Annotated in this window: 16 protein-coding genes; 5 read left to right on the forward strand and 11 right to left on the reverse strand. The window is 73.7% G+C overall.

What is annotated here, in order from left to right; all coding sequences use genetic code 11:
- Positions 1 to 67: 67 nt before the first annotated feature.
- The 8 genes from WMF44_RS19715 to WMF44_RS19750 all read right to left on the reverse strand — a co-directional run bounded on the left by WMF44_RS19715 (position 68) and on the right by WMF44_RS19750 (position 8182).
- Positions 68 to 547, reverse strand: coding sequence for an ATP-binding protein (locus WMF44_RS19715; protein WP_437300662.1), 480 nt, complete (start codon positions 545 to 547; stop codon positions 68 to 70).
- Complete coding sequence (locus WMF44_RS19720) at positions 544 to 1128, reverse strand: SpoIIE family protein phosphatase (RefSeq protein WP_437300663.1); 585 nt, start codon at positions 1126 to 1128, stop codon at positions 544 to 546. Before WMF44_RS19720 ends, WMF44_RS19715 begins: the two co-directional genes overlap by 4 nt.
- Positions 1125 to 1910, reverse strand: coding sequence for an anti-sigma regulatory factor (locus WMF44_RS19725; protein ID WP_437300664.1), 786 nt, complete (start codon positions 1908 to 1910; stop codon positions 1125 to 1127). Before WMF44_RS19725 ends, WMF44_RS19720 begins: the two co-directional genes overlap by 4 nt.
- Positions 1891 to 2286, reverse strand: a complete 396-nt coding sequence (locus tag WMF44_RS19730) for an STAS domain-containing protein (protein WP_157906757.1) — start codon at positions 2284 to 2286, stop codon at positions 1891 to 1893. Before WMF44_RS19730 ends, WMF44_RS19725 begins: the two co-directional genes overlap by 20 nt.
- Positions 2287 to 2309: 23 nt before the next feature.
- The gene (locus WMF44_RS19735) at positions 2310 to 3659 is read right to left on the reverse strand and encodes an STAS domain-containing protein (RefSeq protein WP_437300665.1); all 1350 of its coding nucleotides are present in this window, start codon (positions 3657 to 3659) and stop codon (positions 2310 to 2312) included.
- A gap of 594 nt (positions 3660 to 4253) precedes the next feature.
- Positions 4254 to 4943 (reverse strand): hypothetical protein, encoded by a 690-nt coding sequence (locus WMF44_RS19740; RefSeq protein WP_437300666.1) that lies wholly within the window; start codon positions 4941 to 4943, stop codon positions 4254 to 4256.
- 224 nt (positions 4944 to 5167) lie between these two features.
- Positions 5168 to 7603 carry a DEAD/DEAH box helicase gene (locus tag WMF44_RS19745; protein WP_437300667.1) on the reverse strand — a complete coding sequence of 812 codons (2436 nt, stop codon included), beginning with the start codon at positions 7601 to 7603 and terminating at the stop codon, positions 5168 to 5170.
- A gap of 39 nt (positions 7604 to 7642) precedes the next feature.
- Entirely contained in the window at positions 7643 to 8182 is a 540-nt protein-coding gene (locus WMF44_RS19750) for a hypothetical protein (protein WP_437300668.1), read from the reverse strand.
- Between the two features lie 140 nt (positions 8183 to 8322).
- Here WMF44_RS19750 and WMF44_RS19755 point away from each other — a divergent pair, with 140 nt between their 5' ends.
- On the forward strand, positions 8323 to 9810 hold the full coding sequence (locus WMF44_RS19755) for a hypothetical protein (RefSeq protein ID WP_437300669.1): 1488 nt from the start codon (positions 8323 to 8325) through the stop codon (positions 9808 to 9810).
- A 15-nt stretch (positions 9811 to 9825) separates the two neighbouring features.
- Here the strand turns inward: WMF44_RS19755 and WMF44_RS19760 are convergent, their stop codons facing one another.
- Entirely contained in the window at positions 9826 to 10872 is a 1047-nt protein-coding gene (locus WMF44_RS19760) for a hypothetical protein (protein ID WP_437300670.1), read from the reverse strand.
- 161 nt (positions 10873 to 11033) lie between these two features.
- Between WMF44_RS19760 and WMF44_RS19765 the strand changes: the two genes are divergently transcribed.
- The 3 genes from WMF44_RS19765 (at position 11034) to WMF44_RS19775 (ending at position 15840) form a co-directional block, all read left to right on the forward strand.
- Positions 11034 to 12524: a TolC family protein gene (locus WMF44_RS19765; protein ID WP_437300671.1), complete on the forward strand. Its 1491-nt coding sequence runs from the start codon at positions 11034 to 11036 to the stop codon at positions 12522 to 12524.
- A gap of 116 nt (positions 12525 to 12640) precedes the next feature.
- Positions 12641 to 14230, forward strand: coding sequence for a 3,4-dehydroadipyl-CoA semialdehyde dehydrogenase (locus WMF44_RS19770; protein WP_437300672.1), 1590 nt, complete (start codon positions 12641 to 12643; stop codon positions 14228 to 14230).
- 53 nt (positions 14231 to 14283) lie between these two features.
- Entirely contained in the window at positions 14284 to 15840 is a 1557-nt protein-coding gene (locus tag WMF44_RS19775; protein WP_437300673.1) for a protein kinase domain-containing protein, read from the forward strand.
- Between the two features lie 134 nt (positions 15841 to 15974).
- Here WMF44_RS19775 and WMF44_RS19780 read toward each other — a convergent pair whose 3' ends face one another.
- A complete protein-coding gene (locus tag WMF44_RS19780) occupies positions 15975 to 18683 on the reverse strand; it encodes a dynamin family protein (protein ID WP_437300674.1) in 2709 nt (902 codons plus the stop codon).
- 501 nt (positions 18684 to 19184) lie between these two features.
- Between WMF44_RS19780 and WMF44_RS19785 the strand changes: the two genes are divergently transcribed.
- The gene (locus WMF44_RS19785) at positions 19185 to 24833 is read left to right on the forward strand and encodes a pentapeptide repeat-containing protein (RefSeq protein ID WP_437300675.1); all 5649 of its coding nucleotides are present in this window, start codon (positions 19185 to 19187) and stop codon (positions 24831 to 24833) included.
- Positions 24834 to 24866: 33 nt separating this feature from the next.
- Here WMF44_RS19785 and WMF44_RS19790 read toward each other — a convergent pair whose 3' ends face one another.
- Positions 24867 to 25493 carry a recombinase family protein gene (locus WMF44_RS19790; protein WP_437300676.1) on the reverse strand — a complete coding sequence of 209 codons (627 nt, stop codon included), beginning with the start codon at positions 25491 to 25493 and terminating at the stop codon, positions 24867 to 24869.
- Positions 25494 to 26214: the final 721 nt, after the last annotated feature.

The following is a 26214-nucleotide window of genomic DNA, read 5'->3' on the forward strand; positions in this document are numbered from 1 at the left end:
GAGGCGCTCCTCTCGGGCGAGGCGCTCCTCGCCACGACCGCCGCGCCGCGCGCGCGCGGGCCGGCGCTCACTTCCACTTGACGGCGATGATCTCGGTGCTGATGCCGGGTGACGAACGGATGATGACGGAGCTCATCAGCCGATGCACCGCTCCGAGCCCGACGCCGAGCCCCTGACCGGGCATCCTCGGCGTCAGCCGCGCGGAGCTCGACGAGGACGGGCCGCGATCGCTCTTCGGCCCGACGTCCTCGAGCAGCGCCAGCTTCGGGTCCAGGCCTGGGCCGGAGTCGCGCACGATCACCTCGACGCCCCACCGACCGCCGCCCGTCTGCGTGTCGTCGCGGATCGCGCGGATGCTGATGCTCCCGCCGCCGCCGTGGCGCACCGCGTTCGACACGAGCTCGGCGATCGCGATCGCGAGCTCGTGCTGGGCGCGCTCCGAGAGCCCTGCCCAGCGCGCGATGTGCGCGCCCTCGGCCGCGCAGGCGAAGCGATCCTCCTCGCGCGTGACGGGGATGCTGAACGCAGGCGGGGACCGCTGCGTCACGCCGCGCCCCTGTCGCGGACCACGGCGACGACGCACGTGGCGTCATCGAACGACTTCTTGTGGGCGTCGACGATCCGGCGCGCCATCTCCTCGGGGTCGAAGTCGCGGAACGCGCCGAGATCGAAGCCGCTGGAGATCCCGTCGGAGTGGAGCAGCACGACATCGCCAGGCGATATGGGGAAGCGAAAGCTGCGGAGCCGCCGCACGCGCCGCCCGAGGATCCCCGCCGAGCAGAAGCTCGGCATGGCCGTCCGCGTGATCGCCTTCATCGCGATGTTGCCGACGCCCGAGAACTCGAGCTCGCCCACGCTCTCGTCGATGCGCAGGAGCGCAGCCGCGGCGCCGCGCGTCGACGCGAGCTGCTCCCCTGCCCCGGTCAAGAGATCCTCGATCGGCATCGACGCGTGGTCCTCCACGTAGCGGCAGAACGCGGAAGCCGCCTGCGCGGCGTGGGGACCGTGGCCGAGCCCGTCGGCGAGGCCGATCAGCACCCACGGGGACTGTCGGACCACCACCACCTCGTCGCCGGCGATCTCCTCGCCGGCGGCGACGCAGCACGCGGTCCCGATGGCGACCGTCATCCGAGGTACTTCCTGACCGTCACGGTCGTCCCCGCGCCGGGCGCCGTCTTGACGTCGAACGCATCCATGAGCGCCTTCGTGCCGCGGAGGCCCGCGCCCATGCCGTGACGCGAGCGGTACTTGCCGCTCAGGATCTCCGGCAGGTTCGTGATCCCAGGCCCGTTGTCCTGCGCGACGATCTCGATCGCGCGCATCGGCGAGGTGAGCGAGCGGACGACGACCTGCCCGCTGCCCGCATACCTGACGATGTTGCGCCCGAGCTCGGAGATCGCCGTGACGATCTTCGTCTGCAGGACGTCGCTGACGAGGTGCTCGATGCAGAGCTCGCGGCCGGCTGACCGCGCGCGCAGCACGTCCTCCTCGTTGCGCACATCAATGGTGATCTCGCGCGGCGCGGGGGCCGCGTGATCGAGCTCACCGAGCTCGGAGATGCACCGATCGAGCTGCGCCTGGTCGCGGACGAACAGCTTCACCCCGCGCTTGACCTCGACGAGGAGGCGCCGGAGATCACCCTCGCGCGCGACCAGCGGATCGACCTTCGCCTGCCGGATCCCGCAGTCGATGACGCTCTTCCTCACCGCGGGCGAGAGGAACTGCGCCAGCACCGTCTCGATCTGATCGGTGATCGAGCGGCCGACGATCTGCGGAGACGACGGCACGGGGCCGCGCCCCGACTGCGGCGTACCCGGCAAGCGCGTCGACACCGGTCCGCTGGACCGGCTCGACGGCGGCCCCGTGGCGCCGCCGCTGGAGGGCGGTCCGTCACGAGGAGGGATCTTCATGCGACACCTCGTTCGTGAGCTCCGGCGGCATCATGTCGTCCTCCGCGGACGGCGCGAGCATCTCGACGGCGCGCTCCAGGTTGAGCGCCGTCACCACGCCAGGGATCTCGAGATCCATCTCCACGAGCGCGATCGCGACCGCGGGGCGCAAGCCGCACACCGCCGTCCGGACGCCCATCAGCCGGGCCGTGAGCGCGATGTCACGGATGGCGCGGGTGAGATAGCTATCGAGAATCTCGACACCGGAGAGGTCGACGATGAGGCCGCGGGGAGATCGCGCTTCGATCGACCCGGTCACGTCGTCGCGCAGCTGCTCCACCTGGCCGTCGGTGAGCCCGCCCTGCACCGAGACGATTAAGTTCCCGAAGAGGCCCACGATGGGGACCCTACCCGCTTGCATCAAGTGGACGTCTCCTTCCTCGCGCTGAGCTGCAGCTGTGTCGTGGTCATTGCACCGCTGCCCGACGGATCGAAGGCGGCCCGCGGGCCGCCAGGTGTGTACGGCTGTCCTGTCTGCTTCTCGTTGTCTTTGGCCGCGCCGCGGCGGGTCCCCATGAGGGACGCGGGCGTCGGCTTCTGGCCGGCGAGCGCCATGCTCTCGCGCAGCGCGTGCTTGAGGTTGCGCGCGGCGCGCACGGTGCCGAGGTTGATGCCGAGCTCCACCATCGTCTGCGCGACGGCGGGCCTGACCCCGGTGATCCGACACCGCGCGCCGAGCAGCTCGACCGCCTTCATCAGCTTCATGAAATGGTCGGCCGTCCGCGTGTCGATCACCTCGACGCCCGTCACGTCGATGATGACGTAGCGCGACTGGCGGTGGACGATCTCGTCGAGCAGCCGCTCCATGATCTGGGCGCTCCTGCGCGAGTCGACGACGCCGATGATCGGCAGCGCGAGGACGTCGTCCCACAGCTCGAGGATGGGCGTCGAGATCTCGTCGATCGCGTAACGGAGCCGCTCGACGAGCTCGCTCTTGGCGCTCTCGCTCTCCACGAGGTCGCGGTTCTTCGCCTCGAGATCCTCGATGAGGCGCTTCTTCTCGGTCGCGTCGCGGAACACGGCGACGGCGCCGGAGATCGCCCCGTCCTTGCCCCGCATCGGGCTGGCGCTGACCGTCAGGAACAGGCCGGACACCGGGCCGGTCTCGATGCGCGGCTCGGAGAACACCGGCGGCACGCGGACCGACCGCGGCTCGACGTCGTCCCCCTGCGGCCCCGCGGTGGGCGCGAGCGTCGGCATCGCGCCGCCCGTCATGCCGTTGGATCGGCGGGCGACCCGCGCGTCCTGGTCGGCGGACTTCCTCGCGAAGAGCTCGACCTGATCGACCGTCTCGCCGCGCAGCGCGCGCGACAGCGGGTGCTCGGACATCGGCCAGGGGGTCGCGCGATCGGGGAAGAACAGCGTGGCGTCGCCGGGCCCCACGTCGTCCCCCGAGGTGAGGTCGAGCGGCGCGCGGCCGAGCATGTGCTCCGCGGCCGGGTTGCGCATCAGGAGCTCGCCCCTGTCGTCAACCACGGCGACGCCGTCCGCCATGCTGTCGAGCACGAGCTTGAAGATGCCAGCCTGTCGCCGCAGCTCCTCGTCCGCTCGGGCCAGCTGCTCGCCGCGCTCGCGCGCGTCGCGCGTCGCCCGGTCGAGCTGCGCGGCCTGCTCCTTCGCCGCGCGCTCGTGCCCCTCGATCTGCTGCTCGAGCGTCGCGACGCGCTCCGTGAGCCTCGCAATCTCTTGCCGCAGAGCTTCTTCGCTCATCGCGAACTCCCCGTCGTAAGCCCGCGCGCGCCGTGGGTGGCGCCAGGCAGCGCGTCCCTCCGGTGCGCGGCGCGGCGAATCCCCTTGCAGGACTGCTCCAGATGCGCGCGCCGGGAGGATGAGCCGCGCGGGCGAAACGAGACGGCCGCGGAGAGCGCGTGGCTCTTCGCCGTCCTGTCCGTCCTTTGCACGCTCGTGACGCTCATTTCTTCTCCTCGCAGGGTGCCCTGTCCCAGGCGGGGACCGTGTCCAGCACCAGTCGAGAAACACAGCTTATCGCCAACCGGGTAACCCACCGTCAAGCTTCGCGTCAGCCATGCGTGTCGCTTGTGGCGACGGCATCCACCGTCGCCCAGCCGAGGTAGCCCGTGCCCGCACAAACGCGCCCGTGCCCCGCGTCACGATCGAGCACGCCAGAAGCAGCTTATGCCGCGCCGCAGCGCAGCCAAGCTCGGTCGGCACGCACCTCCTGCTTCCGCTCCTCGGATGTGCGGATGGAGAGGGTCCAAGCTCACGTGAGGTTCCGCCCATAACGACGCGCGCCGGTCACCTGCGCGGATTGCGTGATCACAGCCGCGCGCGGGTCGCTCCACCTCAATCGCCGAGGCTCTGACGCTCGCGAGCGCGCCGTCGCTTGGCCTTGCGCTTCGAGTCGGCCGGGCGCTGAGGGTCCGGGCCGCTCTCGCCCGTGGTCGGGGCGCCCGCGTCGAGCCAGCGCCACAGCGCCATCTGGTCCGCGGTCGCCCCGTGACGGATGGCGCGCTTCAAGATCTTCTTGGCGAGCACCAGCTTGCCGCATCGGGCGAGCGCGTGCGCGTAGCTCGCGGCGATGTCGGCCTCGCCTGTCTGCGCCTCGGTGGCCTGCGCCAGGAGCGGCAAGGCGTCCTGCGGGCGGTTCAGCGCGACGTCGTAGAGGTGCCCCAGGTTGTGCGCGTACCAGGGGTTCTCGGGCGCGATGGCCAGCGCGCGCTCGTAGGCGCGCGCGGCGTAGCGGTAGTTGCCGAGCAGCGACTGCGCCAGGCCCAGCACCGCCCAGGCGCCGTCGTCCTCTTCGTGGAACTGAAGCACGCGGCGCGCGAAGAGCGCGGCGCGCCACGGATCGTGCTCCACGCCCATCTCCGCGAGGTGGCGGTGCGCGTAGAGCCACGGCTCGCTCCCGGGCGCCGTCGCGCGGGCCAGGCGCGCGAGCAGCGGGAGCACCCTGTCCGCATCGAGCTTGTCAGCAAGCGCTCGATCGATGTCCCGTCGAAGCCGGTCGATGTCCTCCGCTCCACTGCGCCCCATCCCTTCCGTGATACGACCAGTGGGCGAGCTTGGCTAGCGCGTTGCGCGCCGAGCGGCGACGCCTGGACGACGTCGCACGCAAGCCCCCACCGACGTACCATCGACCTGCGCCGCCAGGCGGTGTCGTGCGCCGCGCGGAACCGCTTGAAACGCCCGCGTGGAGCCCGCTCCGCCGCCATGTGGCAGCGGACAGACGCTCTTGCGTCGATCCGCGCGACCCGCGCTCAGGCGTCCTCCGCCACCTCTTCGGCGCTTGACGTGCGCTCCCGAGCCTGCTCCGCGCGCGCCTCCTTGCCCGCGATCGTCGCGCCGTTCAGCGTCGCCACGACCCGCGCGAGCTCGGCCTTCGGGACGCTGACGAACGCGTTGCGCTCGCGCACCCGGATGCGCCGGATGTCCCCCTTGGCCATCCCGCCCCGCTCGATGAGCGCGCGCTGAAAATCCGCCGCGCGCGCGCCGTCGCGGCGGCCGAGGTTGATGAAGACCTCGACGAACTCTCCGTCCGCCTCGTCGCGCGAGGGCTCGGCGCGCGGCGCTTCGCCGGCCTCGCCGCTCTCGATCTCGACCGCGGCCTCGCCGGTGGCCGACGGCAGGGCGCCGCTCGCGCGCTCGCGCTCGCCGCCGCGCGACACCGGCGAGCCGGGCGCCGGAGACGGAGGCTCGCCGAGGATCGGCTCGTCGTCGCCCTCCTCCTCGGGCGGCTGCCACATGGTGAAGTCGGCGTGGCGCGAGAACGGCTGTCCCGACGCGCCGCCCTGAGGCCTGCCCGGCGCGGCGCCAGCAGCGCCAGCGGCGCCAGCGCCGCGGCGCGCCGACAGCAGCGTCGCGGCGGGCCGATCGCGCAGGCGCTCCGCCGGGCCGCGGCCCGGCCCGCCCTCGGCTCGCGGCGGCTCGATCCGCATCAGCGGCTCCGGCCGCGTGAGCGGCTCGACCGAGACGGGGCCGTCATCGCGCGCCCGCGCCCCCTCGGGCCGGCGCGGCTCTTCCCCCCCGGGCGCGTCCGCGCCGCGAGGGCCTCGCCGCCCCTCGTCCCGGCGGAGGCGCAGCGATCGCCGATCGCGCTCCCGCCCGCGGTCCCGATCGCCCTCGCGGGCCAGCTCGCGTTCGCGCTCGCGCTCGCTGCGCTCCGTCTCGGGCGAGCGCGGCTCGGCCGAGTCGGCCGCGCGGGGGATCGCCTCCCGCGCCGCCCGCCCGCGCGCCGCGGGCTCGGGCTTCGTCGACGGATCGGTGCCCCGCCCCTCGCTCTCGCGCGCCGCCGCGCGCTGCGGCTGCTGGGCGCGCCGCGCGGCGCTCGCCTCCTCCTGCGCCGTCGGCCGCGCGCCGAGGTGATCGCGCAGCAGGCCCGCCACGATCGCCTCGGCCTGGTCGTGCGTGAGCAGCCGGCGCGCGAGCGAGAGATCGTCGCGGTGCGTGCCCTTCGACAGGAACGCCTCGGCGAGCATCGCGACGAGATCGGCCTCGGCGCGCGTCTTGAGCTCCCCCTCCGTGGGGAGCTGCTTCTCGAGCGGGCGGATCTTGTACGTCAGCCGGAGGATGTAGAGCGGCCCGACGTCCTGCGGCGTGATCAGCGCGATCGCCGTGCCGGTGCGGCCCGCGCGGCCGGTGCGGCCGGTGCGGTGCACGTACGCCTCGGCGTCCTGCGGGAAATCGTAGTTGATGACGTGCGTGAGGTGCGAGATGTCGATGCCGCGCGCGGCCACGTCGGTGGCGACGAGGAAGCGCAGGCGCCCCTCGCGCGTCGCGCTCATCACCTTCTCGCGATCGGACTGCGGCAGATCGCCGTTCAGCCAGTCGGCGTCGTAGCCCTGGCGCTTCAGCGCCCCGGCGACCGCCTCGGTCTCGTCCTTCGTGTTGCAGAAGACGACCGCGTTCTCGGGGTTCTCGACCTCGATGATGCGGACGAGGGACGTCAGCTTGTCGCCCGTGATCAGGTAGACGTAGTGCTGGATCTGGAGCGCGCCGACGGCGTCGCCCGAGAGGGTGATGAACTCGGGCGAGCGCAGCTTGCTGCGCGCGATGCGCTCGATGTCGGGCGGGAGCGTCGCCGAGAACAAGAGCGTCTGGCGCTCCGGCGGCAGCTCGGCGAGGATCGCGGTGAGCTCGCGCTCGAAGCCCATCGAGAGCATCTCGTCGCACTCGTCGAGCACGAGCAGCCGGATGTGCTTGGCGACGATGGTCCCGCGGCGCAGGTGGTCGAGCACGCGGCCCGGCGTGCCGACGATGACCTGCGCGCCCGCGGCGAGCGCGTCGATCTGCCGCTGCATCGGCGCGCCGCCGTAGACGGCGACCACCTTGATGCCCTTGCGCTTGCCGAGGCGCTCGACCTCCGCCGAGACCTGGAGCGCGAGCTCCCGCGTCGGGCACAGCGCGAGCACCTGCGCCTGCGCGAGCGAGCGCTTCACGGCATGATCGACGATCGGGAGCCCGAAGGCCGCCGTCTTGCCGGTGCCGGTGCGCGCCTGCACGACCGCGTCGCGCCCGCGCGTCACCGGCTCCCAGACGGCGAGCTGCACCGGCGTCGGGTGGACGTAGCCAATCTCCGCGAGGGTCTCGCGCAGCTCGGACGACAGGGGGAGCACATCGAAGGTAGGCGGCGGCTGGGGCTTGTCGCCGGTCGGCGCTTCACCCGCCACTGCGGCAGGGGGAGAAGGAACGGTCATGTCGGTCATATCGTCCTGCGTGATCGCCGCGTCGGGGTATTATCTCGGGGACGCGGGCCCAAGCTGGCCATCGACGATCGCCCGGACCCGCCGCCGCAGCGGAGCCAGATCGCCTGCCTCGCGCCGCGCTGCGTGCTCCTCCGCATAGCGGAGCCGCTCGATGGCGTCGAGAGCGCGCTCGTTGTCCGCCGAGCCCCGGCACGAGGCGGCCACTCCGTCCCGGTAGGTCCACGCCGGAGCGAGCGTGCTCCTGAAGCGGGCGAGGGCGGCGTCCTCCCCGTCGGTCCCGGGGGCGGCCTCCCTGGCGCGCTCGACGGCCCGGACGAGCGCCAGGAGGCCCTCCTCGCAGCTCGCGTAGGGCGACGGCGCGGCCGGCAGAAAGAAGACCTGCCGGATCAGCTGGAGGGTGCACGAGGTGATGATGAGCGCGGCGAAGCTGTAGTACGCGACCAGCGCGATGCGCCGGCCACGGGCGCGAGGCCCGCCAGGGCGGCGCCGCGCTCCAGGAGGGGGCGCTCCCGCCCCGGTCCCCGGCACGGCCGGGGCGGGAGCGATGGGCGCGGGAGCTTGAGCGGGCATGGGAGCTGCGATTCCTAGGGCGGGCAGGGGTGCGCGGCCGCCGACGGTCGGGCCCCGCTTCCACGGTCCCTTCCGCGCGGGCCAGTGCTATCACCTCGCGGCGGGCGCGACGAGATGCTGTTGGACGGGAGCAGCGCGAGGTGACCGACAGGACCGCGGCGCTCCGCATCATCGCTCGCCGATCCGCTGCGGCGCTCTCCGCGCTGGCCCTCGTCCTGGGCCCGCCCGGGGCCGCGCTGGCTCAGCCGCTCCAGGACAACGCCTACACCATCGACCTCTTCCAGGGGCCCATCCTGGCGCCGCTGCGCGTGACCGGGATCGCCGGCGCCTACGCCGGCTACGCCGAGGGGATCGCCGGCATGGTCGCCAACGCCGCGGCGCCCGCGCTCCGCGAGCCGTTCAGCATGCGCTGGTTCGAGTGGGACGTGGCCGCGTCGATCTCGCTGCCCATCGAGCTCTTCGAGAACAACGATTTCGACAACAGCGGCGACATCGATCTCGATTACTCGAATTTCGTGTACCTGACCCTCGGCGGCCAGCTCCAGGCGGGCGACTTCGGCGTCGGGGTCAACGCCGAGCTGCAGCGGTACTCCCTGACGGACGAGGCCGGCGCCGAGACCACGGTCGTGATCGGCAAGTACCATTTCCTCGGCGGGGTCCGCCTGCTCGGCGACGCGCTCGTGCTGGGCGCCGGCGCGCGCGCGGTGACGCTCAACCTCCAGGCCGAGCAGACCGACCTGACCATGGCGGGCATCTCCCCGGAGCTCGGGGTGCTCGTGCGCCCCGACTGGGCGTCCTACCGGCTCGGCGCCACGTTCCGCTTCCCGGTGAACGGCGGCCGCTTGCTCGGCGAGGGCGTGGTGATGGACGGGCAGGTCCGCCGCGCCGGCGGGCTGATCCTGCCGAACGAGGTCGTCCTCCCCTGGGAGCTCGAGATCGGCCTCGCCGTGCAGGTCGGACCGCGCCCGCTCAACCCGGCGTGGATCGACCCGCGCGTCCAGGAGCGGGAGCTCCGCGAGGCGGTCGCGCGCAGGCAGGCCGCGCGGGAAGAGCGGAGGGAGCGCGAGCTCCGCGCCATCGACGACCCGGAGGAGCGCGCGCGGCGCGAGCGCGTCTTCGCGGCGGAGAGGGCGCGCGAGCGCGCCGCCGACGAGCGCGAGCTCGCCGCGGGGCCGGCCGTCCTCGAGGCGGAGCGGCGCGCGCGCTACTGGAACTGGCCGCGCGAGCACCTGCTCATCACGGCGGAGCTCCTCGTCACGGGCCCGGTGTCGAACGGGGTGAGCCTGGAGCGCTTCCTGGCGCAGAAGCAGCCCGGGAGCGAGCACGGCCCGTCGGCGGTGGGCACCTCGGGCGCGCACGTGAGCTTCTCGCCGCGGTTCGGGATCGAGACCGAGCCGATCCCGGGCCGCGTGCACACGCGGTTCGGCAGCTACTACGAGCCGAACCGCTTCGGCCGCCTGGGGAGCGGGCGCGTCGGCCGGCAGCACTTCACGTTCGGCGCGGACGTCCGCGTGCTCTCGACGACCTTCTGGGGCCTGATCCCGGACACCGCCTTGACGCTGCAGGCGTCGATGGATTTCGCGCCCCGCTATGACAGCGTGAGCGCCGGCATCGGCGTCTGGCACTGAGCGCCGCGGCGCCGCTCACGCTGACAGCGCGCGGCGGTGCTGCTCCGCGAGCAGCACGCGGAGGTGGCTCATCCGGGCGGGGTCGCGCTTGCCGAACTCGTCGAGCGCCGCGGCGACCGCGACCGGCGCGCCGCCGCGGGGCTCCTTCCTGAGCGCCCTCGCCGCCAGCGCGAGCGCGCGGGGGCACAGCACCTCCTCGATGCAGAGCCGCGCGGGCGGCGGCCGCCACGCGGCGTCGCGGTAGCCCCCCGGCGGCGAGGGCTCCGCGAGGAGCGCGAGGCCGTCCGCCTTCGCCTGCAGCGCCGAGAGGATCTCGCGCTCGATCGCGCTGCCCTCCTCGCGATCGCCGGAGCGCTCGATCGTGAACACCGGCTTCGCCGCGCCGCGCCGCGCCGCGCCGAGCCAGCCCTTCCGCCAGCGCACCGCCGTGGCCCTGCTGATGGTCGCCTCGCCGCGCGCGACGAGGCCCGTGAAGGCGCTGAGCATCAGCACCTCGAACGGCGAGAACGCGTCGCCGCCCTTCGCCCCCGCGATGCGCGAGAGGTTCGCGGCGACGACGGGGAGCCCCGCCTCGATCGCGTCCGAGGAACAGAAGAGCGTCGAGCCCGGGCTCGTCGGGTGGAACCCCGTCAGGCTCACGCCCTCGCCGGCGCCGTACCACCCGAGGAGCGCGCGCACGGTCCCCCGGCGGGCGCCGTCGGCCGAGCAGTAAGCCCACGTCGTGCCCCAGAGATCGAACAGCGACCGCACGATCCACCGCGCGAGCCTCGCGCCGAGCAGGACGCTCGCCGCGAACAGCGCGGCGGCCGCGAGGGAGTCGTCCGCGGCCCCGGCCAGGCCCGAGAGGAGCAGCCCGTAGAGCGCCGTGTACGCGAGCAGCAACCCGCTCGTGATCGCGCTCAGGAACAGCTCGATCTTCGGCGACGCGCCGCGCGGCTCGGACCGCCGCCATACGGCGCGGTGAGGCGGCTCGCCGCAGCGAGCGCAAGGGTCCGCGGGGCCACATCGCCGCCGCGTCCCGCAGCCGAGGCAGATGTCGATCGGGGGCAACCGGCTTGGCATCGGTGGTCCAGAATAGTGGCGCATCCTCGGTTCGTCGCCACGACCTGACGCACGGCGCGGGCTCGCCGCGCGCACGGTTTCGCACACGCGCACAGGGCGGGAGCGCGCCCCTGCCCGCTTCGGGCTTGTCGTCGCGCCCTGTCCGGCGCATCGAGACGCGCATGCCCCATCGCCGGCTCCGCATGGTCGCTGTCAGCCACCTCGCCGTCCTCGCCCTGTGCCAAGGCGTCGCCCTCGCGCAGCCGGCGCCTCCCCAGGGCCGACCGGCCCAGCAAGCTCAGCAGCGGCCGGGCCAGCAGGCGCCCGCGACGGCCCCGACGACGGCGGCCGCCGCGCCAGCGGCGATGCCGCAGCGCATCGAGGTGAACGACCCGGCGCTCGCGCCGGTCCCCCCGCCGGCGCGCACGCTGGCGAGCTGGAACGACGCGCGCGCGATGATCGAACAGCGGTCGGTCGACTTCGCCATCGCCGTGCAGGAGGTCGCCCGCGCCGAGGGGGTCGCGCGGCGGGCGCTCGCCGCGGCGCTCCCGAGCCTCGACGCGCGCGGCGACGTGACGCACGAGCTGGCGGGCGGCAGCAGCGTGAGCCCCTCGCTCCCCGCGCCAGGGGAGCCGGGCGCGGGGGCGATAGAGGATGCGCCGACGACCGCGTCGGCGTCGCTCACGCTCCGCCAGCCCATCCTCGCCCCGCGCGCCTGGTACGGGATCGGCACCGCCAGGCGCTCGGTGGACGTCGCCAAGCTGAGCCTGGAGGATCGCCGCCGCGTCACCGTCGGCGCGGTGGCGGACGCCGTCGTCTCGATCGTCACGGCCGAGCGGGTCAGCGAGATCAACCGGGTCGGGCTGCGCAGCGCGCTCGAGCGGCTCGAGCTGACCCGGCGGCGCGAGCGCCTCGGCACCGGCACGAAGCTCGACGTCGTCCGCGCGGAGCAGGACGTCGCCCTCGCCCGCGCGACGCTCGTGTCCGGCGACGAGGCGCTGCGCAAGGCGCGGGAGACGCTCGGGGCCGTGCTGGGCGAGCGCGGCGAGGTCGGCGTCCCGCAGGGCTTCTCGCTGAACGCGATCGCGGCGGAGGTGCAATCGGAGTGCGCCGAGGCGCGCTCGGATCAGCGCGCGGACGTCCGCGCCGCCCGGGCCGAGCTGGAGATCGCGGAGCGCAACCTCACCGACGCGAAGCTCGCGTTCGCCCCGTACGTCGATCTGTCGAGCACGCTGAGCGCCCGCACCGCGATCGGGGACGAGTCCACCCGGAGGGCGCGGTCCTGGGGGTGGTCCATCGGCGCCGTGCTCACCGTCCCCATCTGGGACGGCGGGGCGCGCTACGGCGATCTCCAGATCAGCAGGGCCGCTGTCGAGCAGCAGCGGGTTCGCCTCGGGGCGGTGGAGCGCACCGCGGGGCTCGAGACGACCCAGGCGGTCCGGGGCGTCGCCGTCGCCGAGCAGTCGCGCGCGGTCGCCGAGCAGTCGCGCGACCTCGCGCGCGAGACCGCGCGCCTCACGCAGGTCGCGTTCGAGGCCGGCACCGCGACGAGCTTCGATCTCGTCGAGTCCGGCCGCAGGCAGCGCGAGGCCGAGCTCGATCTCGCGGTGCGGGAGTTCGAGGTGGTGAAGGCGAAGATCACCGCGCTGCTCGCGTCCGCCTCGTGCAGATGAGGTGCGCGCAGGACGTGCGCCCGCCGAGCGCGGCCGCGGCGCGGCGCGCGCCGAGCGCGGCCACGACCTCGCGCGAGGGTTGTGCCGAGCGACCGCGCGAGTAGGCTACGCGCCCGATGGAGCGGCTCGAGAGCTACGTCGAAGGGCAGTGGCGCGCCGGCCAGGGCGCGCCGCACGTGCTCGTCAACCCCGCGACCGAGGAGCCGCTCGCCGAGACGAGCACGGACGGCCTCGATCTCGCGGCCGCGGTGGCGTTCGCGCGCGCCGAGGGCGGGCCGGCGCTGCGCGAGCTCACGTTCGCGCAGCGCGGCGAGCTGCTCCGCGCCATGTCGCGCGCCGCGCACGCCGAGCGCGACGCGCTCATCGACGTCGCCATCCGGAACGGCGGCAACACCCGCGGCGACGCCAAGTTCGACATCGACGGCGCGATCGGCACGCTCGCCTACTACGCCGACCTCGGCGCCCAGCTCGGCGACGCGCGGCTGCTCACGGACGGCGACGGCGTGCAGCTCGGGCGCTCGCCGCGCTTCTTCGGCCAGCACATCCTCGTCCCGCGCCCCGGCGTCGCGGTGCACATCAACGCCTTCAACTTCCCCGCGTGGGGGCTCGCGGAGAAGGCCGCCTGCGCGCTCCTCGCGGGCATGCCCGTCATCACGAAGCCCGCGACCAGCACCGCGCTCGTCGCGCTCCGGCTGATGAAGCTCTTCACCGAGCGCGCCCCGCTGCCGCGCGGCGCGCTCTCCTTCGTCGCCGGCCCGCCGGGCGATCTCCTCGCGCACCTCGGCGGCGAGGACGTCCTCGCCTTCACCGGATCGAGCGCCACCGGCGCCGCGCTCAGGCTGATGCCGGGCCTCGTGCGGGAGGGCGTCCGCGTGAACGTCGAGGCCGACAGCCTGAACGGCGCCGTCCTCGGCCCCGACGCCGTCCCCGGCTCCGAGACGTACGCGATGTTCCTGCGCGACGTCGCGCGCGACATCACCCAGAAGGCCGGCCAGAAGTGCACGGCGATCCGCCGCATCTTCGCGCCCGCGGCCGTCGTCGACGCCGTGCGCGACGACCTCGTCGACCGCCTCCGCGACGCGCGCGTCGGCGATCCCGCGCAGGACGGCGTCACGGTGGGTCCGCTGACCACGTCCGATCAGCTCCGCGGCGTGCGCGCGGGCATCGAGCGCCTCGCGGCGGGCGCCGCGGTGGCGCTCGGCGGCGCCGGGCCCTTCGAGGCGATCGGGGTGCCCCCGGGCAAGGGGTACTTCGTGCCGCCGACGCTGCTCGTCGCGAGCGGCCCCGACGGCGCGCCCGCCGCGCACGAGCACGAGGTGTTCGGCCCCGTCGCCACGCTCTTCCCGTACGACGGCGGCGCGGCGCACGCCGTGGCGCTGCTGCGCCGGGGCCGCGGGAGCCTCGTTTGCTCCGTTTACAGCGACGACCGCGCCTTCGCGGCGGAGGTGCTGATCGGCGTCGCGCCGTACCATGGCCGCGTCCTGCTCGGCAGCGAGAAGATCGCCGATCAGGCGCCCGGCCCGGGCACCGTCCTCCCTCAGACGATCCACGGCGGCCCGGGCCGCGCCGGCGGCGGCGAGGAGCTCGGCGGCCTGCGCGGGCTCCATTTCTACTCGCAGCGCACCGCCGTGCAGGGGTCGCGGCCGATCCTGGAGGCGATCCTCGGGGCGAAGGGCGAGCCCCGCCCCGCGCCGGCGAAGCCGTAGATCGCGAAGGCCGGGGTAGCTCTTTCCGTGGACTTTATGGTGAAGTCTCGCTCATGAGCGCGGGCCCGCAACTCATCGGCAAGACGATCGCAGGGCGCTTCCGCGTCACCGGGTTCATCGGCGAGGGCGCGATGGCGGCGGTCTACCGCGGCGAGCAGGACGCGGAGCCGCGCGACGTCGCCATCAAGATCATGCACCCGCAGCTGCTCGGCGACGAGACGTTCGTCACCCGCTTCTACCGGGAGGCGAAGGCGGCGTCGCGCCTCCACCACCCGAACACGGTGCAGATCCTCGACTCCGGCGTGGAAGGGCACCTGCCGTACATCGTGATGGAGCTCGTCGCCGGGCAGGACCTGTTCGAGGTCCTGCTCGCCGAGCGCCGCTTCTCCGAGGCCCGCGCCGCGCGGTTCCTGATCGGCATCACCGACGCCCTCGCCGCCGCCCACGCGCGGGGCATCGTGCACCGCGATCTCAAGCCCGAGAACGTGATGGTCATGCGGGATCCCGCGGATCCGTCGGTCGAGCGCGTGAAGGTGCTCGACTTCGGGATCGCGAAGATGGTCGAGAGGAACACCCGCGGCGGCGACGACGGGCCGAACAGCGCGCCCATCAGCGTCTGGGGCTCGGTCACCACGGTCGGCGTGGTCGTCGGCACGCCCGCGTACATGTCCCCGGAGCAGTGCCGCGGCGACGTCATCGACGGGCGCAGCGACGTGTACGCGTGCGGGGTGCTCCTGTTCCTGCTCGTCACGGGCCGGCTCCCCTTCCCGCCCACGGCCGTCGCGTGGGAGGTGGCGATGGATCACCTCCGGAAGCCGCCGCCCGCGCCGAGCCAGTTCCTGCCGCAGATCCACCCTGCCCTCGAGGCGATCATCCTCACCGCGCTCGCGAAGTGGCCGAACCAGCGCCAGCAGAGCGCGGCCGAGCTGCGCGACGAGCTCGAGCGGCTCCTCCCCCACCTGTCCGACGCGCTGCTCCCTGCCGCCCGAGCGAGCGCGCCCGAGGACGCGCCGACCCTCGAAGTGGCGATGCCGCCGTCGCTCCGGAGCTCCATGACGGCCGCGCCGCCGCTGCGCGAGGGCGATCTGCCGCCGCCGGCGCAGCGGGGCGAGGTGCTGGCGAAGTCCGTGTTCCGCGAGGCGTCGCTGACGGACGGGCCGCCGTCGAGCGCGATCCTGTCGCTCGCCGCGACGCTCCCCGGCATCCCCCTCCCGCGCGAGGCGCCGGCCGGGCCGACGTCGGACGACCTCTCGCGCACGCTCCCCGCGGTGCGGCGGCTCGTCGCGCCGACGAGCGATCCGCCGGCGAGCGACGTCGTGATCCACGATCGCAAGGACTTCGGGCCGCTCCTCCCCGCCGCGGGCGCCCGCGCGCCGTCCCCCAGGCCGGAGGCGCCGCGAGGCGCCGGCGCGACCGCCGCCGCCGCGCCGCCGCGGCCGCCCTCGCGGTCCTCGACCGAGAACGTCATCGAGATCGCGCCGGCGCCGGTCCGGCGCGACCGCCGCCCGCCCGCGCGCCCCACGGACCTGTGGATGGTCAAGCTCGTGGTGCCGCTGGCGCTGGTGCTCGGGCTGGCGCTCGGGGTGCTCGCCTTCTTCCTGAGCCGCTGACGCCTCGCGCCTCGGGCGCTGGCCGCCGTGACGGGCGCCGACGCCTCGCGCCTCGGGCGCTGGCCGCCGTGACGGGCGCCGACGCCTCGCGCCTCGGGCGCTGGGCGGCGTGACGGGCGCCGACGCGTCGCGCCTCAGGCGCAGGGCGGCGTGACGGGCGCCTCGAAGGCGGCCCGGAGCGCCTGCGCGCGCAGCTCGATCGCCGCCGACGCGGGCGGCGGGACCGGCGCCTCCGCCTCGGCCGACAGCGCCATCGCGAACGCGTCGATCGCGGCCTCGACGACGCCCTCGATCGGGCGCGCCGCGAGCTCGTCGGGGGCGTCGTGGACCGCCACCATGCCCATCAGGACGGCGCGCACGTGGGCCGCCGCCCGCGGCGACGGCGCGGCGCCCCCTTCTTCGACGCCCCGCGCGCCGCTCGCGCCGCGCGCCCCCGGCTCCGCGCCGGCCCGCGCCGCCCTCGCGATCTCGGCGGAGAGCGGCCAGCTCAGCCGCGCCACGAGCCGCTCCTGCACGTAGGCGCGGACGCTCGCGTCGGCGCGCTTGCGCTCCTCGGGCAGCGCCGCGATCGGGCGCAGGTCGGACGCGAGCTCCCGGCGCGCCGGCTCGAGCGCCTTGTCGATCACCGCCGCGAGCGCGCGCCGCTCGCGGCGCAGGTACGCCGCGCTCGCGCGGAGCCGGTCGGCCTCCGCGCGCGCCCTCCGCCCGGCCTCTCGGTCCTCGGCCGCGCGCGCCGACGCCGTATGGGCGAGCTCGGCCGCGATGCGGCCCGCCTTGCGGCGGAGCGCGCGCTCGCGGAGCGCGTCGCTCGCGTCGACGATCTGCTCGGCGAAGAGCGCCTCGACCTCGGCCCACCCCGACGCCGCGAGCGCCTCCTCGTCGCCGAGGCGCCCCTTCAGCGAGAGCCGCGCCGAGAACGCGATCGGCGGCGTGAGCGACGCGATGGCGCTCGCCGCGAGGCTGTCGCGCACGTGCGCGAGCACCGTCTCCAGGGCGTCGGGCTTGAGCCGGTCGGCCTTGTTCGCGAGGATCTGCACGGGCACGCCGAGCGCGCTGATCTCGGAGAGCACCCGCCGCTCCGACTCCTTCATCGCCTGGGGCGCGTCGAGCAGCCAGACGGCGACGTGGGCCTCGTCGAACGCCCGCCGCGCCTCGGCGATGTGATCGGGGTCGGGCGCGTTGAAGCCGGGCGTGTCGAGGATCTCGACGCGCTTGAGCCGCTCGATGGGCGCGTAGATGAACACCCGCGCGACCTTGTCCCCGGCCGCCGCGAGCGCGCGCAGCGTGTCCTTCAGCGCCGCGTGCGGCACGACGCGGTCCTGGCCGCCGCGCACGACGATGCGCGCGAACGGATCGGGCGCCCAGGCGACCCAGTGGAGCGTCGCGGTCGTCGGCAGGACGCCGGTCGGCGCCACGTCCTCGCCGAGCAGCGCGTTCAGGAACGTGCTCTTGCCCGCGTTGAACTCGCCCACCACGGCCGCGCGGAGCGGCCGCTCCCGCTCCACCGCGAGGGCCTCGATCGCCGCGAGCAGGTCGAGCCGGTCGAGGAGCTTGGCCGTGCGCGCGAGCTCGCGCAGCACGTCGCCCCACGCGGCGGCGGCGCGGGCCCCGGCCGGGCCGCCCGCGGGGGGCACCCACGCCTGCGCGATCGCGCGGCGCATGTCGTCGGCCCACGCCGCGCCCTCGCCGGTCACCGCGTCGAGCGCGTCGAGCGCGCCGCTCCCCTGCCCGGCGGACGCCATCGCCGCGGCGTCGCGCAGCCGGACGAGGTCGGGCGGGAGCGGGGGCGCGGCGGCGCCGCGCGGCGCCTTGTCGTCGTCGTGGTCGTTCTTGCCGCGCGCGGCGAGCGCGTCGAGCGCGCCGAGGTCGCGGGTCTCGACGGCCATGCGGAGCAGCGCCGCCGCGGCCGCGCGGTCGCCCGCGGAGAGCCCGCGCGCGAGCGCCTGCCGCGCGTCGTCGCGCCGCCCCTCGGCGAAGGCGAACGCGGCGGCCCAGGTCGGCTCGTCGAGCGCGCCGGCGGCGCGGACGACGCGGCGCACGCGGTCGACGACGAGCACGTCGCGGGAGGCGGCGACCAGGGCGGCGCAGAGCTCCGCCGCGCCGGGGACGTCGAGCACGAGCGCCCGCAGCCCGAGGTCGAGCGCCCGCCCCACCACGGCGGGCGGCAGGGCCGCCGCGGAGGAGCCCGCCGCGGAGAAGCCCGCCGCGGCGCTCGCCTCGGCCAGCGCGAGCCGGGCGAGCACGAGGGCGGCGCGCCCCTCGATCGCGGTGGGCTCGCCGAGGATCTCCGCGGCGGCGCGCGCGCCGTCGAGATCGCCGTACGCGAGCGCGCACTCGGCGCGGCGGAGGGCCACGTCGCGGTCGGGCACGGTGGTGAGCGGCGCCGGGATGCGGTCGAGCCAGCGCTGCGCGCGGGCCGGGTCGCCCGCGGCGAGGTCGAGGTCCGAGAGATCGAGCAGCGCGAGGCGCGCCGCGTCGCGCTCCTCCGGCGCCGACGTGGCCCGCTCGAGCGCGTCGCGCGCGCCGTCCCAGCCGATGCGCTGCCCCGCGCGGCCGAGGCGGAGCCACACGTCGGCGCGCCACGGGACGCGCTTCGCGAGATCCGTGAGCGAGGCGACGACCTCCTGGTCGAGCCACGCGTCCTCCGCGGCGTCGGCCCAGAGCGCCAGCCCGACGGCCGAGTCGGGCAGCACGGAGAGGATGGAGCGGGCGTGCTCGCGGGCCTCGAGGGGCATGCCCTTCGCGAGCGCGGCCTCGGCGGCGCTGCGCTCGTTCTCGAGGCCGAGGGCGAGGATCTCGACCCGCCCGAAGAACCGGTTGAGCGCCTCGACGAGCCTCGCCATGGGCGGGATGAAAGCCTCCCGGGAGGGCAGTCGTCCAGGAAGAAGCGAAGGCCCGCGCGGCGGGCGGCCAGGCTCGGATCTGGCCGGAGGCTCCCCCGGGGAGCCTCGCTGGAGGTCTCGACCTGGGCGGGGCCTCGAAAACGAGGGGACCGCCAGGTCTGGGCCCTGCTCAACGTCTGGCGACGAGCGCTCGGACAGATCTCGATCTGGGCGGGGCCTCGAAAACGAGGGGACCGCCAGGTCTGGGCCCTGCTCAGCGTCTGGCGACGAGCGCTCGGACAGATCTCGATCTGGGCGGGCCTCGAAAACGAGGGGACCGCCAGGTCTGGCCCTGCTCAGGATCTGGTGACGGGCGCTTTGCCAGGTCTCGACCTGGGGGGTGCCTCGAAGCCGAGGGGGACCGCCAGGTCAGGGTCCCTTCAGGATCTGACCACCAGCGCTCGGCCAGGTCTCGACCTGGACCGAGCCCGGAACGTGAGCGCCTGTTGTTAGAGTGGACCCGTGCCAGCGGACATCGTTACAGGGCGCGTCGACGCGCTGATCGTCACCGCGCTGCAGGACGAGCTCGAGGCGGTGCTCGCGCTCGGCGAGGGTGGTCGAGACGGCTGGCGGGAGGCGCGGGATCCGGGCGGGTTCCCGTACTTCGTCCGCGACCTCCCGAACGACCGCGGCGAGCCGCTCCGCGTCGCCGCGGCGTGGTCGGGGCGGATGGGCGAGAGCGCGGCGGCGGCGAGGGCGCAGGGGCTCATCGAGGAGCTCGATCCAGGGTGCCTCGCGATGTGCGGCATCTGCGCCGGCAAGCGCGGCGAGGTGTCGCTCGGCGACGTCATCGTCGCCGACCGGGTCTACAGCTACGACGAGGGCAAGCGCGTCGCCCACCACGGCAGCGAGGGCGCGTTCTTCCACGACATCGAGACGTACAACCTCGAGCGCACGTGGAACATGGATGCAGCGCTCTTCGCGCGCGAGTTCGAGCGGCAGGTTGCGTTCGCGGCCGAGCGCCCGCCGTCGAAGCCCTCGCAGGCGTGGTGGCTCCGGCACGCGCTCTACGAGAGCCAGGTGGAGGGGGGCCCGCCGCCCGTCTCGCGGCCGGAGCGCGCGGCGCGGTGCCCGGGCTGGACCGAGCGCATCGGCGAGCTGGAGGCGGCGGGCGCGCTCCGCATCGGCGACGGCGGCCTCGAGCTCACGGAGGCGGGCGTGGCGCAGGTCCGCCGGGATCGCCTGCTCCACCCGGACGGCCCGCCGCCGGCCCGGCCGTTCCGCGTGCACATCGGCCCGATCGCCACGGGCAAGGCGGTGCAGGAGGACGCGGGGCTGTTCGAGCGGCTGAAGCCGATCGGGCGGAAGGTGCTCGGCGTCGAGATGGAAGCCGCGGCGATCGGCTACGTCGCGGAGCGCCTCGGGAGGCGGTCGATCATCGCGAAGGCCGTCTCGGATCACGCCGATCACGACAAGGACGACAGCTTCCGCGCGTTCGCGTGCCGCGCCTCGGCGGAGTTCCTCGTCGCGTTTCTGAGGCGTTTTCTTGCGCCTGCGCGCGCCGAGCGAGGCGCGAGGATGCGCCGCTTCCCGGCGCGCGTGCGGGGCAATCACGCGGAGCCGCACGGCGACGACATCCTCCTGCCCGGGGAAGGGCGCAGCGACGACTTCCTCTCGCGGGTCGAGCGCGTGTGCAGGCTGCGCGAGCCCGAGGGCGTGAAGATCGAGTGGTTCGACGCGCCCCTCCCCTTCGGCGTCTACCTTCGCGTCTCGGTCAACGAGGGCGGCATCGTCCGGATCGCGCCGCTCGCGGCGCTCGAGAGCGGCATCTCGACCGAGGCGGTCTCCGCGTTCATCGAGAGCATCGACGCGTCGTACCGGCGCGAGGATCCGGGCCTCGTGTCCACGCTGGTCTACGGCGGCGAGCCCGCGCCGGAGGAGCTCGTGCGTTACGCGAGCGCGCGGCGCGTGCGCCTCGTGCGGTTCCTCGAGTACCAGGGGCTCATCGACTTCCGCGGCTACCTGGCGTGGCAGAACGCGGGCCTCGAGCGGGATCTCACGTATCCGCCGGATCTCTACGTCGACCAGCGCGTCGCGCTCACGACGGGCCAGGAGGACGTGCTGCACGAGCGCGCGCTCGACGCCGTCGCGGAGCTGCTCGACTCGGAGCACAGCCGGTTCGTGCTGGTGCTCGGGGACTTCGGCACGGGCAAGACGTTCCTCCTGCACGAGCTCGCGCGGCGGATGGGCAAGGCGGGCGGCCCGCTGACGCCGGTGCTGATCGAGATGCGCGCGCTGGAGAAGGCGCGCGACCTGAACGCGCTCATCGCGCAGCACCTCGCGCTCGCGGGGCTCGGCAAGATCGATCTGCCCGCGTTCCGGCATATGCTGGCCGAGGGGCGGATCGCGCTCCTGTTCGACGGCTTCGACGAGCTCGCCTTCCGCGTGACGTACGACCGCGCGGTCGAGCACTTCGACACGCTGATCCAGGCGGCGCAGGGCAAGGCGGCGAAGGTGGTGGTGACGAGCCGGAGCCAGCATTTCATCTCGGAGCAGCAGGTGAGGTCCGCGCTCGCGGAGAAGGCCGCCTTGCTGCCCGGCTACCGGCTCGCACGTCTGCAGCCTTTCACAGGAGCGCAGATCCGCAGGTTCCTGGTGAACCGGCTCGATAGCGAGGAGGCGGCCGACGAGCGAATGCAGCTGCTCGCAGAGGTGAAGGACCTGCTCGGCCTGTCGGCGAACCCGCGGATGCTGGGGTTCATCGCCGAGATCGATGCGGCGCAGCTGCGGCAAGCGAAGGCGGGAGACGGCGAGATCACCTCGGCGGGGCTCTACAAGCTGCTCCTGGATCGGTGGCTCGTCTGGGAGTACGAGCGCGCGCACCCGAAGGGCGCGCAGCCGGGGTTGTCGGTGGCGCAGCGGTGGCGCGCGGTGACGGAGCTCGCGACGCGGCTGTGGCACCGGACGGAGCAGAGCGTGAACATCCGCGAGCTGCCGGTGGAGCTCATCGCGGCGCTGCAGGCGCTCGGTCGGCACGAGCTCGATCTGGATGTGACGAAGCACCAGATCGGGTCGGGGACGCTGCTCGTGTGGGACGACCAGGAGAACTTCCGGTTCATCCACCAGTCGGTGCTCGAGTGGCTGGTGGCGCGGGCGGCGGCCGAGGAGGTGCAGCGCTCCGGGGAGGCAGCGGCGCTCGCGCAGCGGGAGGCGAGCGACTTGATGGCGGATTTCTTCGGGGCGCTCGCCGGACGCGGGGCGACGGCGCGGTGGGCGCGGAACGCGCTCGCTGGGGCGTGGGGGGCGGTGGCGGCGGGGAACGCGCTGCGGATCGACGGGCGGATGGGGCTCGGGGTGCGTGAGCGGATGAACCTTGCGGGGGCGGATCTGCGGGGACAGGATCTGTCCGGGAAGGACCTCCGCGGATGCGATCTGCGAGAAGCAGATCTGCGCGAGGCGAAGCTCGTGGGGGCGAACCTGAGCGGGGCGCGGATGGCGGGGGCGCTGCTCGATGGGGCGGATCTCTCCGGGGCGACGCTCTGCGGGGCGGATCTTACGCGGGCGACGGCGGTGCGGGGGCGGCTTGTTGGCGCGGATCTGACGGGGGCGAAGCTCGCCTCGATGAGGCTGCGTGGGGCGAAGCTCGTGGGGGCGCGGGGCGCGCGGTTCGACGGGTGCGATACGTTCGGCGCGGCGATGCCGGAGGCGGCGAGCTTCGAGCCGACCTGGGTGCAGGTCGGGGAATGCGGCGCCGTGGCGATCAGTCCTGACGGGGCGCTGCTGGCCTCCGGCCATGCGGATGGGCTCGCGCTGTGGGACCTGGCGACCGGCAGTCCCCTGCGCATGCTGACGGGGCACTCCGGTCCGGTCATGAGCATCGCGTTCAGCCCTGACGGCGAGACGCTCGCTACCGGCTCGAAGGATGGCACGGTCCGGATATGGGATGTTTCTACTGGTAATGCGCTCTGCGTGCTGAAGGGACACTCGCGGGCCGTGATGAGCGTGGCGTTCAGCCTTGACGGCAAGACGCTCGCTTCCGGCTCTTCGGATCAGGAGATCCGGCTCTGGGACATGACCACCTTCACCGAGGTCAGGGTGCTACGAAATCAGCCCCATGGCATCTCGTTCGTGGCCTTCAGTCCTTCGGAGGACACGCTGGTGTCCTGCTCCCACGACGCCACGGTGCGCTTCTGGCAAGCGTCGACAGGGCGGCTGCTTCGAGAGTTCGGTGGCCACGTCGACCGCCTGTCGAGCGCGGCGTTCAGTCACGATGGCGCGGTGCTCGCTACCGGCTCCCGCGACGGCAGAGTGCGGCTCCGGCGGGTGTCGACGGGGGAGACGCTGCGCGTTCTCGAGGGGCATTCGGGTGCGGTGCTGGGCGTGGCGTTCAGCCACGACGGCGTCACGCTGGCTTCCGGTTCCCGCGACGGCACAGCGCGCCTCTGGCGGGCTTCGACGGGAGAGACGTTGCGCGTGCTGGAGGGCCATTCAGGACGTGTGCCGAGTGTAGCTTTCAGCCCTGACGGGGCGATCCTGGCCACAGGCGCTGACGACGGCATCGTACGGCTCTGGCAGGCGTCGAGGGGAGAAACGCTGCACGTGCTGAAGGGGCGCCCCCAGATCGTCACGAAAATGGCTCTGAGCCGTGACGGTGCGACGATGACCACCGCCACCACATTCCCCGAACGCGGTATTCATCTCTGGAGCCTGGCGACGGGGAACGTGTCGAGCATTCAACCGGGGAGCATCGGCTATTTGACGAATCTCGCTCTCAGCCCCGATGGCCTGACCATCGCTGCGGGCTTGCACAACAACACCGTCCGGCTCTGGCACAGGAGCACGGGCAAGCATGCGCACACGCTAGAAGGACATCTCCTCGCCGTATCGAGTGTCGCGTTCAGTCCCGATGGCGCAACGCTGGCTTCCGGCTCCGAGGACGGCACACTGCGACTCTGGGCAGCGACGACCGGGGCGCCGTTGCATGTGCTCCGAGTCGACAGGAGCGGTGTCCGGAGCGTGACGTTCAGTCCTGACGGTGCGGCCTTGGCCTCGGGCTCGGGAGATGGGACCGTCCGGATCTGGCGGATAGCAGACGCTAGCATGAGGCACGAGCTTCAGCGGCATGCGAGCAGTGTCACGAGCGTGGCCTTCAGCCCTGACGGTGTGACGCTTGCTTCAGGCGGCTTCGATCACAAGGTGTTCTTGTGGCGAGCGGCGACTGGCGAAGCGACAGGCATGCTGCTGGGCCATACTTCCCCCGTCGCCAGCGTCGCGTTCAGTCCGAGCGGTGCGTTTCTCGCATCCGGCTCATTCGACGAGAGCATCCATCTCTGGGACGCGTCGACTGGTGAGCTCGTTCGCGTTCTGACAGGGCATTTGGATGCGGTCACGAGCGTGGCATTCAGTCCCGACGGCGCTACCCTGTTTTCCTGTTCTCACGACACCACGATCCGCCTCTGGGACGTGCGCTCCGGCGCCTGCCTCGCCATACTCCTCAAGCTCCCCGAGGGCTGGGTCGCCTTCCGCCCCGACGGCCGCTACAAGCTCGGCGGCAACATCGCAGGCGGCTTCTGGCACGCCGCCAACCTCTGCCGCTTCGAGCCGGGCGAGCTCGATGCGCTGTTTCCCGGTCTGCGCATCCCGGACGACGAGCCGCTGCTCTCCGCATCGCCTGCTCTCCGCGCCTCGACGCCGAGCGATAGCCTCTTGACGACCGTCCCCGTCCGCCTCTTCTTCAGTTATTCCCACGAGGACGAGGGGCTCCGCAACGACCTGGAGAAGCACCTCGCCCCCCTCGAGCGCGACGGCCTGGTCCGGGGCTGGCACGACCGCCGCATTGCAGCCGGCGACGAGTGGGCCGGCCAGATCGACAGGAACCTCGAAGAGGCGGACGTGATCCTGCTCCTCGTGAGCGCCGATTTCCTCGCCTCCGATTATTGCTTCGACAGGGAGATGAAGCGCGCCCTAGAGCGCCACGACGCCGGCAAAGCCCGGGTCATCCCGGTTCTTCTCCGGCCGACCGACTGGCACAGCGCCCCCTTCGCCCGGCTCCAGGCGCTTCCGGTCGATGGTAAGGCGGTCACCTCCTGGCAAAACCAGGACGAAGCCTGGACCGAGGTGGCCAAGGGCATCCGGCGCGCGGTCGACGCGCTTCGCGCCCGACCCCGGTGATCCGCGGGGCGCGCGGCAAGCGCCGTCGAGCTCCTACGGTGTCTCGTCGATGGCCTCGATCACGATCCCGCCGAACCGGGCCTCGTCGGCGCGACACCTCACGCCCCGGATGACGCAGGCGCGGCCGTCCCGAGGCTCGCCGGTATCGGCGTAGCGCGCCCCGAAGCCGCCGTCGAACGTCGTGTTGAAGAACTCGAGAGGCCGCCCGCCCTCGTCCGTGGCCTCATGCTTGCAGAGCCCGCACACCACGCGCGGGTGGCGAGGCCACAGCTCCAAGGGATCGCCGCAGATCGGGCAGCGGTGCGTCCCGTCCGGCATCCCGCGCCCGTCGGCGGTCACGAGGCGCGCGCCGCGCTCGCCCGCGGCGAACCGGTACGGGCCGCTGATCCCCACGATGCTGATGCGGTCCTCGCTCGCGACCGCGAGCAGGCCGGCGCCGGCGAGGGTGAGCCCCTCGAGCGCCGCGGTGAAGCCGGGCCGGGCGGTGGTGTCCTCCCCGCGATCCTCGTGCCAGGACGCGATCTCGACGCGTTCCCGGCTGGACCAGGCCTCGATCGCCTGACGCTGCTCTTGAGCCGATGCGCACGCGGCGTCCGTGGAGACGCGGACGTAGGCGACGGCGCGCTCGGGGCTGCCGCGCTTGAACCGGCGAGCTGTCATCCGGGATGAGAGAATCCTGGACGGCGACGGTTGTCCAGCGGGGCGTGGTCGCGCGGGCGCGGGTGGCTCGTCTCCGAGCGGCACGCGCCGGAGGTTCGCCGCGCCCCTGTCCGATTCCTACCTCGACACGCTCTCGGCGGAGAGGCGCGCCGCCATCCGCGCGCGCATCGGACGGTAGGGCGGCAGCTCTGCGAGCGGCACGCAGCAGCGCAGCGCGCCCGAGAGGCGCGGCGCTTGCGCGATGCGCCCAGCCAAGGCGTCCGCTGCGACCGGGTAGACTCCGGACCGATGCTCCTCCCGCCGAGAACGACAGGCCTCGCCGCGCCCGCGGGCGCCCTGCGCCCGTGGCCCTCCGTGCTGGCGACGTGGGGCCCTGGAGAGCGGAGCACGCTGCACGCCCACCATTGCTGGCACCTCGTGCTGGCGCTCGACGGGGAGCTGCAGGTCGGGACGGCCGACAGGGGCCCGTTCCAGCCGGGAGGCGCCGTCCTCACGGCCCCGGACACCGCGCACGCGATCGACGCGTCGGGCGCCCGTGTGCTCATCGCGTTCATCGAGCCGGAGAGCGACGTCGGAGATGGGCTCGCCCAGGCGCTCGGGGCGTCGCCCATCGAGGTCATGGGCAACGAGACGTCGGATCGGCTGCGGTCGCGCATCGCCGAGCGCGGAGAGGCCGGGCTCTCGGCGGCGCTGCCCGGCGTGTTCGAGGCGCTGGGGATCG

The organism is Sorangium sp. So ce426 (assembly GCF_051475585.1).
Lineage (GTDB): Bacteria > Myxococcota_A > Polyangia > Polyangiales > Polyangiaceae > Sorangium > Sorangium cellulosum_B.

Excerpts from the sequence above, each read along its gene's own strand:
- WMF44_RS19720 (WP_437300663.1), bottom strand. The coding sequence starts at position 1,128 with ATGACGGTCGCCATCGGGACCGCGTGCTGCGTCGCCGCCGGCGAGGAG.
- WMF44_RS19725 (WP_437300664.1), bottom strand. The coding sequence starts at position 1,910 with ATGAAGATCCCTCCTCGTGACGGACCGCCCTCCAGCGGCGGCGCCACG.
- WMF44_RS19735 (WP_437300665.1), bottom strand. The coding sequence starts at position 3,659 with ATGAGCGAAGAAGCTCTGCGGCAAGAGATTGCGAGGCTCACGGAGCGC.
- WMF44_RS19740 (WP_437300666.1), bottom strand. The coding sequence starts at position 4,943 with ATGGGGCGCAGTGGAGCGGAGGACATCGACCGGCTTCGACGGGACATC.
- WMF44_RS19745 (WP_437300667.1), bottom strand. The coding sequence starts at position 7,603 with ATGACCGTTCCTTCTCCCCCTGCCGCAGTGGCGGGTGAAGCGCCGACC.
- WMF44_RS19750 (WP_437300668.1), bottom strand. The coding sequence starts at position 8,182 with ATGCCCGCTCAAGCTCCCGCGCCCATCGCTCCCGCCCCGGCCGTGCCG.
- WMF44_RS19760 (WP_437300670.1), bottom strand. The coding sequence starts at position 10,872 with ATGCCAAGCCGGTTGCCCCCGATCGACATCTGCCTCGGCTGCGGGACG.
- WMF44_RS19765 (WP_437300671.1), top strand. The coding sequence starts at position 11,034 with ATGCCCCATCGCCGGCTCCGCATGGTCGCTGTCAGCCACCTCGCCGTC.
- WMF44_RS19770 (WP_437300672.1), top strand. The coding sequence starts at position 12,641 with ATGGAGCGGCTCGAGAGCTACGTCGAAGGGCAGTGGCGCGCCGGCCAG.
- WMF44_RS19775 (WP_437300673.1), top strand. The coding sequence starts at position 14,284 with ATGAGCGCGGGCCCGCAACTCATCGGCAAGACGATCGCAGGGCGCTTC.
- WMF44_RS19780 (WP_437300674.1), bottom strand. The coding sequence starts at position 18,683 with ATGGCGAGGCTCGTCGAGGCGCTCAACCGGTTCTTCGGGCGGGTCGAG.
- WMF44_RS19790 (WP_437300676.1), bottom strand. The coding sequence starts at position 25,493 with ATGACAGCTCGCCGGTTCAAGCGCGGCAGCCCCGAGCGCGCCGTCGCC.